Annotated in this window: 7 protein-coding genes; 5 read left to right on the top strand and 2 right to left on the bottom strand. The window is 64.0% G+C overall.

The annotated features are described in order from the left end of the window. Nucleotides 1-22: 22 nt before the first annotated feature. The 5 genes from cuyB (at nucleotide 23) to HV744_RS13825 (ending at nucleotide 10,944) form a co-directional block, all read left to right on the top strand. Nucleotides 23-1,540 carry a cysteate racemase gene (gene cuyB, locus HV744_RS13845; protein ID WP_175150059.1) on the top strand — a complete coding sequence of 506 codons (1,518 nt, stop codon included), beginning with the start codon at nucleotides 23-25 and terminating at the stop codon, nucleotides 1,538-1,540. A 426-nt stretch (nucleotides 1,541-1,966) separates the two neighbouring features. Continuing rightward, nucleotides 1,967-7,852 (top strand): excinuclease ABC subunit UvrA, encoded by a 5,886-nt coding sequence (gene uvrA / locus HV744_RS13840; protein WP_175150058.1) that lies wholly within the window; start codon nucleotides 1,967-1,969, stop codon nucleotides 7,850-7,852. Between the two features lie 718 nt (nucleotides 7,853-8,570). Beyond that, nucleotides 8,571-9,566 carry a GlxA family transcriptional regulator gene (locus tag HV744_RS13835; RefSeq protein ID WP_175150057.1) on the top strand — a complete coding sequence of 332 codons (996 nt, stop codon included), beginning with the start codon at nucleotides 8,571-8,573 and terminating at the stop codon, nucleotides 9,564-9,566. 106 nt (nucleotides 9,567-9,672) lie between these two features. Next, a complete protein-coding gene (rfbC, locus tag HV744_RS13830; RefSeq protein ID WP_175150056.1) occupies nucleotides 9,673-10,224 on the top strand; it encodes a dTDP-4-dehydrorhamnose 3,5-epimerase in 552 nt (183 codons plus the stop codon). 90 nt (nucleotides 10,225-10,314) lie between these two features. Next, nucleotides 10,315-10,944 (top strand): GNAT family N-acetyltransferase, encoded by a 630-nt coding sequence (locus HV744_RS13825; protein WP_175150055.1) that lies wholly within the window; start codon nucleotides 10,315-10,317, stop codon nucleotides 10,942-10,944. A gap of 193 nt (nucleotides 10,945-11,137) precedes the next feature. On the opposite strand, the gene HV744_RS13820 is transcribed toward HV744_RS13825, so the two are convergent. Both HV744_RS13820 and HV744_RS13815 read right to left on the bottom strand, forming a co-directional pair. Continuing rightward, nucleotides 11,138-11,299 carry a DUF1328 domain-containing protein gene (locus HV744_RS13820; RefSeq protein WP_013089029.1) on the bottom strand — a complete coding sequence of 54 codons (162 nt, stop codon included), beginning with the start codon at nucleotides 11,297-11,299 and terminating at the stop codon, nucleotides 11,138-11,140. Nucleotides 11,300-11,600: 301 nt separating this feature from the next. Continuing rightward, nucleotides 11,601-12,017 carry a diacylglycerol kinase gene (locus HV744_RS13815; protein ID WP_175150054.1) on the bottom strand — a complete coding sequence of 139 codons (417 nt, stop codon included), beginning with the start codon at nucleotides 12,015-12,017 and terminating at the stop codon, nucleotides 11,601-11,603. Nucleotides 12,018-12,160: the final 143 nt, after the last annotated feature.

Genomic DNA, 12,160 nt, shown 5'->3' with positions numbered 1-12,160 from the left:
GACAAAAACGACGGGGGTCATCATGAATCGCATTCGTTCGCTGGGTGTGGCGGCTGGCGCGGCCCAGCTCGCCAGCGCCGACATCCTGAGCAGGATCAGCGCCGCGTCGCGCCGGCCCGGCGCGGCGCGGCGCTTCGATCTGGTTCTCGAGCCGCGCTGCTGGCAAGGGCCGGCTGAGCCGGACGGGCCGAACGCCCAGTTCAAGATCCACATGTTCGACACGATGCGCGGGTTCGAAAAGCGCGGTGTCGATGCGATCGTCCTGCCGTGCTTCCTCAGTCATACCTTCATCGACGAACTCACGGCGAACCTGGCCGTGCCGGTCGCCAACATCATGACGGCGCTGGTGGCGCACGTGCGGCGTACGTTTGCGTCGGTGCGCCGGATCGGCGTGCTGACCTCCGGCGCCATCCGCGAAAATGGCCTTTTTGAGCGCTATTTCGACGCCGGCCAGTTCGACGTGCTGCATCCGCGTGACGACACGGGCATCGACTGCGTGACGAGCGCCGTGTATGGCGACGAGGGCATCACGAACGGCCGTCTGTATGGCCGGCCGGTCGAGTTGCTGCGCGCGGCTTGCGCGGACCTGATCGCGCAGGGCGCGGAGATCATCCTGCCGGGGCTGGCCGAAATCGGCCTCCTCGCGCACGCACTTGGCCCGCAAGTGGTGCCGCTGGTCGATGCCAATCAGGCCTATGCGAGCTATGTCGCGGCGGCTCACTATGCGCCGCGGGAACGGCGTTTCAAGCTGGGCGTGGTGGGCGGCGTCGGCCCCGCGGCAACCGTCGATTTCATGGCCAAGCTGGTGCGCAATACGCCAGCCGCGCGCGATCAGGATCATATCAAGGTGATGGTCGAGCAGAACCCGCAGATTCCGGACCGCACCGACGCGCTGCTCGGCAACGGCGACGATCCGACGCTCGCGCTGTACGCCTCATGCAAGACGCTCGAGGAGGGCGGCGCGGATCTGATCGCGATTCCATGCAATACCGCGCACGCGTTCGTCGAGCAGATCCAGCCGGCGTTGGGCATTCCGATCGTCAATATGCTGACCTGTACCGCCGATTATCTGCGCGAGACTTGTCCGGGCTTGCGCGAAGTCGGCGTGCTGGCGACCTCGGGCACACTGGCGAGCCGCGTCTACGAGCAGGCGCTCGCAGCGCGCGGCTTTGTGCAGATCACGCCGGCCGCGCTCGCGCAAGGGCATCTGATGAACGCCATCTACGGACCGTGCGGCGCCAAGGCAGGCTACACGTCGGGCGAGTGCGGCGACGACCTCGCGGCAGCGGTCGACGACCTGGTGGCTCAAGGCGTGCAAGTGATCGTGCTGGCGTGCACCGAGTTGCCGCTGTTGCTGCGTGACGCGGTGCTGGCGTGTCCGGGCGGGCGGGTGGTGCGGCTCGTCGATCCGACCGAGGTGCTGGCAAGACGCTGCGTCGCGCATGCGCTCGGCGCGAGTGGTGTACAGCAGGAGGCCGCCGTGGCCGGATCGGCGACGCCGGTTGCGGGTCGCGTTAGCGTGGAAAGCGCATACGGCTAGGTTGTGGCTGGTTGGCGCCGCATACGATGTGGTGTCGGTGTGCGGCATGCCACGTGTCGCGGGCCGGTCATGGTTCGTGACGGTTCGCCGTCCTGGTCGGATCGTCGCCGCCCGGTCGTTCTTCCTCTCGCTTGCCGCTTCGCGCGGCTTCTCAATGTCTTTTCCAAATCGGCACAACGGTTGCTGCCCGGTTGAACGGCGCGCGGTTTTTGCCGCCGGTCAAGGCTTGCAGCGCCTCGAAAGCGCACCCGTGCCGTGTCATGGAAAACTGTATAAATATACAGTATAGTATCCCGTTGCAAGCTGAGCTTCGGCGCGTGCGGCGCGTTCACCGCGTGTGCGCGCCGCCGCCCCCGGTTGCACCGAACTTGCGCGGTCGCGAGGCGTCCGTGAGAGGTGGCCCACTCATTCAGACGGTCGGAAAAATTGTCATCTAACGGCACTATCAAGATTCGCGGCGCGCGCCAGCACAACCTCAAGAACGTCGACCTCGACGTGCGAACCGGCGAAATGACGGTCGTCACCGGGCCGTCCGGCTCCGGCAAGTCGAGCCTTGTATTCGACACGCTGTACGCGGAAGGGCAGCGGCGCTACGTCGAAACCTTCAGCGCGTACGCGCGGCAGTTTCTCGACCGCATGGACCGGCCGCAAGTCGACCGGGTGGACGGCGTGCCGCCCGCCATCGCGATCGACCAGACCAATCCGGTGCGCAGTTCGCGCTCCACCGTCGGCACCATGACGGAACTCAACGATCACCTGAAGCTGCTGTACGCGCGCGCGGCCGAACTGTTCGACCGCAAGACCGCCCAGCAGGTGCGCCACGACACGCCGGAGACGATCTACGCCGAGTTGCTCGAGCGCACCGCGCAGCACGAACCGCGGCTGGTCGTCACGTTCCCGGTCGAGTTGCCGGAGTCCGCGTCCGAACAGGAAGTCGAGCAGTGGCTGTCGGCCAGCGGCTACACGCGTGTGCAGGCGCAGCGCGAAGTCGATTCGCCCACCGGCAAGCGCAAGCTGCTCGACGTGGTGGCCGACCGCTTCCGTCTGCGTTCGGTCGACAAGCAGCGGGTGGTCGAGGCGATCGAGGCGTCACTCAAGCGCGGCGGCGGGCGCGTCAATATTTACGTGCTGCCGGCCACGTCGGATGAGCCGCAGAGTCAGGACGCCGAACCGCAAATCTGGCGTTTCTCCACCGGCTTGCACAGCCCGGAAAGCGACCTGCGCTATGCCGATCCGCAACCGGCGCTGTTCTCGTTCAACTCGGCCTACGGCGCGTGCGAAGTCTGCCGCGGCTTCGGCCGCGTGATCGGCGTCGACCTCGGGCTGGTGATTCCCGATGCGCGCAAGACGCTGCGCGATGGCGCGATCAAGCCGATGCAAACGCCCGCGTGGAAGGAATGCCAGGACGACCTGATGCGCTACGCGGCGCAAGCCGACATCCGCCGTGGCACGCCGTGGGGCGAGCTGACGGACGCCGAGCGCGACTGGGTCATCAACGGCTCGCCGGACTGGAACGGCAAGTGGCAGAGCCATTGGTACGGCGTCAAACGCTTCTTCGAGTATCTCGAATCGAAGGCGTACAAGATGCATATTCGTGTGCTGCTGTCGAAATACCGCAGCTACACGCCGTGCGAAACCTGCGGCGGCGCGCGTCTGAAAACGGAATCGCTGCTGTGGCGTCTGGGCAGCAAAGCGAATGCGGACGACGTCTTGCAGGCCGGGCGGCGCTTCCTGCCGCGCGGCGTCGAGTGGTCGCGCGCGCAGCTCGAAGCGTTGCCGGGTCTGACCGTGCACGACCTGATGCTGATGCCGATCGAGCGCATCCGCCGCTTCTTTGACGAGATCAGCCTGCCGAGCGCGTTGCTCGACGACGCGCTGAAACTGCTGCTCGCCGAAGTGCGCACGCGCCTCAAATATCTGTGCGACGTCGGCCTCGGTTATCTGACGCTCGACCGCCAAAGCCGCACACTGTCGGGCGGCGAGGTGCAGCGGATCAACCTGACCACGGCGCTCGGCACGTCGCTGACCAAGACGCTGTTCGTGCTCGACGAGCCGAGCATCGGCCTGCATCCGCGCGATCTGAACCGGATCGTCGAAGCGATGCACCGGCTGCGCGACGCGGGCAATACGCTGGTGGTGGTCGAGCACGACCCGTCGGTGATGCTCGCGGCGGATCGTTTGATCGACATGGGTCCGGGGCCGGGCGAGCGCGGCGGCTCGATCATTTTCGACGGCGCGCCCGAGGCGATCCGTGCGTCCGGCACGCTCACCGGCGAGTACCTGGGCGGACGGCGGCACGTGGCCGACGCGGCGCACTGGTCGCAGCGTCCGGTGGACGCAAACACGCCGCGTGTCGTGCTCGAAGGCGCGACGCAGCACAATCTGCGCGATGTCACGGTCGAGATTCCGTTGCAGCGGCTCGTTTGCGTGACGGGCGTGTCGGGCTCCGGCAAGTCCACGCTGCTGCAGGACGTGCTCTATCCGGCCATGGCGCGGCACTTCGGGCTCGCCACCGAAGCGCCGGGCGCGTTCAGGAATCTCACCGGCGCCGACCAGGTCACCGACGTGGTGTTCGTCGACCAGTCGCCGATCGGCAAGACCGCGCGCTCGAATCCGGCCAGCTACGTCGGCGCCTTCGACGAAATCCGCAAGCTGTTCGCGAAGGCGCCGCTCGCGCAACAACGCGGCTACGGCCCAGGCATGTTCAGCTTCAACTCGGGCGACGGCCGTTGCCCGACCTGCGGCGGCTCGGGTTTCGAACACATCGAAATGCAGTTCCTGAGCGACGTGTACCTGCGCTGCCCGGATTGCGATGGGCGCCGTTATCGCGCGGAACTGCTCGAAGTGAAGATCGAGCGCGGCGAGCCGGCGCGCGCGCTGAGCATTGCCGACGTGCTGGAATTGACCGTCAGTGAAGCCACCGCCTACTTCGCGCAGGACGCCGAAGTATTGCGCGTTCTGCAGCCGATCGTCGACGTCGGCCTCGAATACGTGAAACTCGGTCAGCCGGTGCCTACGCTGTCCGGCGGCGAGGCGCAACGGCTCAAGCTCGCGGGCTTTCTCGCCGAATCGGCCCAGGCGCGCAGTGCGCGCAGCGCGAAGCAGCCGGTCGCGAAGCGCCTGTTCATGTTCGACGAGCCGACCACAGGCCTTCATTTCGACGACATCGCCAAGCTGATGCAGGCGTTCGGCAAACTGCTCGCAAGCGGTCATTCGCTGATCGTGATCGAACACAATCTCGACGTGATTCGCGCGGCCGACTGGCTGATCGACCTCGGCCCCGAAGGCGGCGACGGCGGTGGCCGCGTGCTGTGCGCCGGTACGCCGGACGACGTCAAGCAGTGTGCGCAGTCGCATACCGGCGAGGCGCTATTGCAGTACGACCGCGCGATGGGCGCGGCGGCCGAACCGGAGTCGCAAGGCATCCCGCTGCAAAAGGCGCTGAGCGCTGCACGCGCGCGCCGGGCGATCGAAGGCGAGGACGTGGTGCGCATCGTCAATGCGCGTGAGCACAACCTGAAAGCGCTGGACGTGGACATCCCGCACGGCAAGTTCAACGTGATTACCGGGGTATCCGGGTCGGGCAAGTCCACACTTGCGTTCGACATTCTGTTCCACGAAGGCCAGCGCCGTTACCTCGAATCGCTGAATGCGTACGCGCGCTCCATCGTGCAGCCGGCGGGGCGGCCCGAGGTCGATGCGGTGTACGGCATTCCGCCGACCGTCGCAATCGAACAGCGGCTCTCGCGCGGCGGCCGCAAGAGCACGGTGGCGACCACGTCAGAGGTGTGGCATTTCCTGCGTCTACTGTATGTGAAGCTCGGTTTGCAGCACTGCATTCACGACGGTACGCCGGTCACATCGCAAAGCGTCGAATCGATCGCAGCGCAGTTGCTGCGCGATCACAAGGGGCAGCATGTCGGCTTCCTTGCGCCGCTGGTCGTGAACCGCAAGGGCGTCTATACGGACCTCGCGAAGTGGGCAAAAGCGCGCGGTAATACCCATCTGCGCGTGGACGGCGAGTTCGTGCCGGTGGATCCGTGGCCGAAGCTCGATCGCTTCCGTGAACATACGATCGAATTGCCGGTGGCCGACCTCGTCGTGTCGGCGGACCATGAAGCCGAATTGCGCGACGCGCTCGATCAGACGCTGGAAGTCGGCAAGGGCGTGATGCATCTGCTGGCGCCGCTCGACGGTCTGCACGACGCGATCAACGGCGGCCATCCCACGGCGAAGCTCGGCGCGGTGAAGGTGTTGTCCACCAGGCGCGCGTGTCCGGTGTGCGGCACGAGCTATCCCGAACTCGATCCGCGCATGTTCTCGTACAACAGCAAGCATGGCTGGTGTACGACCTGCGTGGGCACGGGTCTGTCGCTCACGCGCGAGCAACGCGCCGCGTACGACGACACGATCATCGTCGACGACAATCGCGGCCGCGAGCAGAGCTTGCCGTCGGAGGAACAGGAACCCGAAGGCCTCGTCGACGAACCGTGTCCGGATTGCGCGGGCACGCGCCTGAACCCGACCGCGCGCGCGGTCACGTTCGACGCGCACGCGATCGTCGATGTCGCGCAATGGACCGTGTCCGACACGCGCGCGTGGATCGACACATTGGAGATGACCGGCCGCGACGCGGAAATCGCGCGTGACGTGATCAGCGAAATCGGCAGCCGCCTGCAATTTCTGGAGGAAGTCGGGCTCGGCTATCTGAGTCTCGATCGAGCAGCGCCGAGCCTTTCCGGTGGCGAAGCGCAGCGCATCCGGCTCGCCGCGCAACTCGGCAGCAACCTGCAAGGCGTGTGCTACGTACTCGACGAACCGACCATCGGCCTGCATCCGCGCGACAATCAGATTTTGCTGAGCGCGTTGCGCAAGCTCGGCGAGAAGGGCAATACGCTGGTGGTGGTCGAGCATGACGAAGACACGATTCGGCGCGCCGATCACATCATCGATATCGGGCCGGGCGCCGGCAAGCGCGGCGGCACGCTGATCGCGCAGGGCAGTGTGGCCGACCTGTCGGCGCAGCCCGATTCACTGACCGGACAGTTTCTCGCGCAGCCCATCGTGCACCCGTTGCAGCCGCGCCGCGAAGTGGTCGCGCCGGGCAAGCGCGCGGCCGCGGTGCCGGAGAACTGGCTGACCGTGCACGGCGGCAAGCTGCACAACCTGCGTAACGTCACGGTCGGCATTCCGCTGTCGCGGCTGGTGGCGGTCACCGGCGTCAGCGGTTCCGGCAAGTCGACGCTGGCGCGCGATGTGCTGATGGCCAATCTGCTCGATGCAGTCGGGCGCTCGGTGCTGTCGTCGCCGGCCACGCGGCGTGCGCGTGCGGCCGCCGAAGAGAAGCCGGCCGCGAACCGGCGTTCCAGCGTGTTGGCGCGCTCGGCGCCGCGCGCGCCGCTGAACGTCACGCATGCGTGGCAAGGGTGCGAGTCGGTCACCGGCTGGGAGAGCATCGACCGCGTGCTCGAAGTCGATCAAACGCCGATCGGCAAAACGCCGCGTTCGTGCCCCGCCACGTACATCGGCGTGTGGGATGCGATCCGCAAGCTGTTCGCGGGCACGCTCGAAGCGCGTGCGCGTGGCTATACGGCGTCGCGGTTCTCGTTCAACACCGGCGAAGGCCGTTGTCCGGCCTGCGAGGGGCAGGGTGTGCGCACTATCGGCATGAGCTTCCTGCCGGACGTGAAAGTGCCTTGTGATGTGTGTCACGGGCAGCGCTTCAATCCCGAGACGCTTGCGGTCACGTGGCGCGGCAAGAATATCGGCGACGTGCTGACGATGGAAATCGACGAAGCCGTCGAGTTCTTCGCGCCTATCTCGAACATCGCCCATCCGTTGCAATTGATGAAGGACGTCGGGCTCGGCTATCTCACGCTCGGTCAGCCGTCGCCTACGCTGTCGGGTGGCGAGGCGCAGCGGATCAAGCTCGTCACCGAGTTGAGCAAGGTGCGCGACGATATCACGCGGCGCGGTCAGAAGCCGCCGCATACGTTGTATGTGCTGGACGAGCCGACCGTCGGCCTGCATATGGCGGACGTCGCGAAGCTGATTCGCGTGCTGCATCGTCTCGCGGATGGCGGGCATAGCGTCGTCGTCATCGAGCACGATCTCGATGTGATTGCCGAGGCGGACTGGATCATCGATCTCGGTCCGGAAGGCGGCGTGGGCGGTGGGACGATTGTCGCTGCTACGGATCCGGAAGAATTGTCTCGCGTCGCGGCCAGCCACACCGGAGCGGCGTTGCGGTCCGTACTCGCGAGAACGCAGCGTAGTGCCGCCGTGGTGGCGGGCGAGGGCACGAACGGTTGAGGCAGCGCGGCGGCGCAATCTGGTTGCGCCGCTGCGTTGGCAGTTGAACCTGCGCTTGAATCTGGTGAAGCGTTCTGCGCGTCGCGTCGCAGTGCCGATTGCTGCGCTGCCTTTAATCATCTGATGTATAAAGGCTTAAATCATACGTAAATGATCTCGATGTTTCAATATAGAAACATTTTTTGACGCCCGCCGAAATCCGCTTTGAAATATCAATTGGGCTGGATTCGAATATCGGCGACCGGGTCCGTCTATCAAGTCGATAAATTCCCAATTTGCGAATAAAAACAGGATTGAATGGTCATTATCCGAAAGCTGTCGAGTTCAGCTTTGAAACATTTTTGAACTCGGGCAAGATCGCATGAATGTTGCAAAGCCGCTTCTTCACAGAATCTGAAAGATTCGCTGAATCTGCCGTGAAAGCAAGACTGTGTCTGGTTGTGCGTTTGGCGTCGCAAATGGCTGCGGTGTGCGCCGCTGCGCCGGCGCGGCATCAACGGGTTGTCATATGAAACGCATGATAATGCGTTTCTTCATACATTCTCTTTCGTGATGGCGGTTTGTTTTTAAATTTACTATAGCGATCCGTTCCGCTACCATCACGCTTAATCCGTTAAGCGGCGTCGCTGGCGGTTTCAGCCGTAATAATTCATTTGCTCGTCTCGGTCGGCTAACGGGGCATCGGGGTCCACAACGTAAGACCGTTTGGGGAAAGGTCATGCCGCAAATACATCTTGATACTGCGAGAATTACGTGGCTGCACACGCCGACTTTGAGTGTCCGTACTGCAGCGCGGCGAATCGGCGTGTTGCTGTTCGACGGTTTCTGGCTGCTGGGGCCGGGTATGGTGGTCGAAATGTTCCAGAGCGCCAATGAGCTCTCGAGTTCACGAACCGGCGAAGAGCCGCCGTACGAAGTGCAATTTCTGTCAATGGACGGCGGCAGTGTCGCCAGTTCTTCATCGGCCCGTATCTGGACCGATCGCATCGACGTGCGTTTCGGCAGCGGTTTCGACGTGCTGTTCATCGCAGGCGGTTACGGCGCGCATGCGGCCGCGCGCGACGAGCGGCTGCTCGGCTGGCTGCGCTCGGTGCAAGCGCGGACCCGGGCGATCGAAACGATCGGCGAGGGCCGACTGGTGCTCGAAGCCGCCTGTCCGACCGGCCATGACCGATTGCAGATGAACCGCTATCCCGGCGGTGTCGCGAGCGAGGCCACGCTCAGCGCCGCCAATGATCGTCACGATTGCGCGCGCAGCGCGCTGATGTTCATCAAACGCGACCTCGGCGCCGACATCGCGCGCAGCGTCGCCGACCGCGTGATGCCCGGCATGGCCGCAACGTGGGTGCCGCTGCCGGCCGAAGGCGGCACGCTCAGCGTGGCCGAGAAAATCCGCGCCGCGGCACGCTGGATGGAGGCGAACTGCGATCGCGCGGTGTCGGTGGCCGATGCCGCCCAGGTGGCCGCGATGAGCGAGCGCAATTTTCTGCGGCGCTTCAAGCACGAAATGCAGGTCACGCCTTCGGACTATCTGTTGCAAGTGCGGCTGCGCATCGCGTGCAATTTCCTCACCGAGACCGAATTGCCGGTCGACAAGATTGCGCGGCGCAGCGGCACCGGCAACGGCGATCGTCTCGCGAAGATATTCCGCAAGCGCATGGCGTTATCGCCCACGGAATATCGCGCGCGCAGCCGGGTCGCGAACAAGGCATAGTATCCAGGCAGGCGCCCGTGCCGACGGGTGCGCCTCAGCACCGTTGAACGCGGCCGCAATCGCGGCCGTATCCTCGCCGGCCAGCCTTTTTACGAGCATAGTGGCAATGGGCAACAAGGTAACGGCGACGGCATTGCCGGAGGTGAAACTGATCGAACCCGAAGTGTTTTGCGACGAATTCGGCTTCTGCTTCGAGAGCTTCAGCGCGGACGAGTTTAGCGAGGACGTCTCGCAAGGTTTCAATTTCGTGCAGGACCGTCATTTGCGCGCGGTGCACGGCGTGTTGCGCGGATTGCACTATCAGGTGCAACGTCCGCAGGGCCGGCTGGTACGGGTGGTGCGGGGAGAAGTGTTCGACGTCGCCGTGGACGTGCGGCTCAATTCGCCGAACTTCGGCAAATGGAGCGGCGCACATCTGAGCGCGGACAATCAGCGCCAGGTCTGGGTGCCGCCGGGCTTCGCGCACGGCTTCGTGGTGCTGTCCGACGTGGCCGAATGCGTATGGAAGACCACCGAGTACTGGTTCCCCGAACTCGAGCGCTGCATCTTGTGGCGCGACCCCGACATCGGCATCGAGTGGCCGATCGATTTCGAGCCAATCCTCGGCACGAAGGATGCCGCGGGCCGGCGTCTTTATGAAGCGGAAAACATCGCCTGATTTCCCTGTGAGTTTTTACGACATTTTTTCTTGAGACACTCACGGGCGAAATCTACACTCCGAGCATCCTGATTGTATGAGGTGCTCAACGTGAAGCGACGCGCAAGACAGCAGCAAACCGTTCGTATCGACTACGTCTGTCATGGCATCGGCCATGTCGAGTTGCGCCGCTTCGATCCGGCGCGCGATTCGTTCGTCGCATTGACCGCATTGCTGCATCGGGCTTTCACGCCGCTCGGCGCGATGGGTCTGAACTGCACGTGTGTGGATCAGACCGTCGAGACGACGCGCTTGCGCGCCACGCGCGGCGATTGCTATGTGGCGGTCTGCGAGGGGCGCATTGTCGGCACGATGACGCTTTACGCTGCGGACCGCGAATCGCCGTGCGAGCTATACCGGCGCGACGATATCGCCAGCTTGCGGCAGTTCGCGGTGGAACCGGTGTGGCAGGCACGCGGCATCGGTACGCTGCTGATCGCATTCGCCGAGCACTGGGCCGCGACGCGAGGCTATGCGGAGCTCGCGCTCGATACGCCGCAACCGGCTGCAGATCTGATTGCGTTCTATCGCGGCCAGGGGTTTCGCATCGTCGACTTCACGCGCTTTGATGGCAAGCACTACGACAGCGCGATTCTGAGCAAGCCGCCGGTGGCGACGCGCACGCTCGCCAGCTGGTCGCATCGTCTGAGCGTGACGACACCGATTGCGTACGCGGCTTGAATGGGTTGCGATGAAGAGGTGCTGCGGTGCGTTGACTGCGGGTATCAACGCACGGCGGAGAATCGGGCGTGGCGAAGTAGTGAACCCCGATGCGGGCGGCAACTATTGCAATACCATCTGGCAAGTATTGCATCGAAGCGCTGCTGTTCGCATCGGGGCGAGTATGTCTGCTGCTATGTGGGGAATGTGGCGGTCAACGTCGTATTACGCCCATCAGCAGTGTGACGAGGAAGATCACCAGGAAGATGAAGAACAGGACCTTGGCGATTTCCGTTGCGCCTGCGGCGATGCCGCCAAAGCCGAACACCGCGGCGATGATGGCGATAATGAAGAAGATTACAGCGTATCGAAGCATGGGGCCTCCCACCGATGGATGGCTGGATTGAAGTCAAAAGCGGCGACTCGTTGTGGGCACTGCGTGCTTTGACGGGTTTTTGCCGGTGAGCGGAATGGAGCAATAGGTGTGCCCAAGGCTGCGGGCAGTGCAACAGATGGTGCAGGCCATTCTGGCGAGTTGCTGGCCGATCAAGTCACGCACAGCAACGCGCGGTGCAGATCAGCGAAATTGCGGTCCGTACGTCCGCTAACGTTCGCGAGCATGCGAATCCGTCACGCCGAGAGCGAAATCGTATGGATAACGTCGAATCTCCGCCGCGTTATCCACGCAGCCAGTGATAGACAATCGGTCCGCACAACACGCCCCACGTCACCGCGCAGATCAGCAACGCGATCATCACGGCCGCGCTGCCGCAATCTTTCGCGCGTTTCGACAGCTCGTGCCGGTCGAGCGAAATCCGGTCGATGGCGGCCTCGATGCTCGAATTCAGCAACTCCACCAGCAGCACCAGCAGCACCGACACGATCAGCAACACCCGCTCGATCGCGCTGACCGGCATCAGCAAAGCGCCCGGCAGCAGGACCGCCGCGAGCGCGGCTTCCTGACGAAACGCGCTCTCCTCGCGCAACGTTGCGATGATGCCGTCGCACGAGTGGCGCAGCGCGAATAGTGCGCGCAGAGGCCCACTGCGTTTGGCCGGTGGACAGGCCGGTGAAGATTCGGTCGGATTGCTCATGATCTGGGTAGTTTCGGGAAGATGGCAGCATGCGTCAAATGTCACAAATTGTCACGGATTTGTGCTATCTTTCCGCCGCCCTACGGCGCAGGTACGCCTGACCGACAGGCGACCGAACATTAGCAGAACGAGCCCACCGGCAC

The organism is Paraburkholderia ultramafica (assembly GCF_902859915.1).
Lineage (GTDB): Bacteria > Pseudomonadota > Gammaproteobacteria > Burkholderiales > Burkholderiaceae > Paraburkholderia > Paraburkholderia ultramafica.
Note: the sequence above shows the minus strand (reverse complement) of the source record. Positions and strands in the feature narration are given on the sequence as shown.

Excerpts from the sequence above, each read along its gene's own strand:
- HV744_RS13815 (WP_175150054.1), bottom strand. The coding sequence starts at position 12,017 with ATGAGCAATCCGACCGAATCTTCACCGGCCTGTCCACCGGCCAAACGC.
- HV744_RS13820 (WP_013089029.1), bottom strand. The coding sequence starts at position 11,299 with ATGCTTCGATACGCTGTAATCTTCTTCATTATCGCCATCATCGCCGCG.
- rfbC (WP_175150056.1), top strand. The coding sequence starts at position 9,673 with ATGGGCAACAAGGTAACGGCGACGGCATTGCCGGAGGTGAAACTGATC.
- cuyB (WP_175150059.1), top strand. The coding sequence starts at position 23 with ATGAATCGCATTCGTTCGCTGGGTGTGGCGGCTGGCGCGGCCCAGCTC.
- HV744_RS13835 (WP_175150057.1), top strand. The coding sequence starts at position 8,571 with ATGCCGCAAATACATCTTGATACTGCGAGAATTACGTGGCTGCACACG.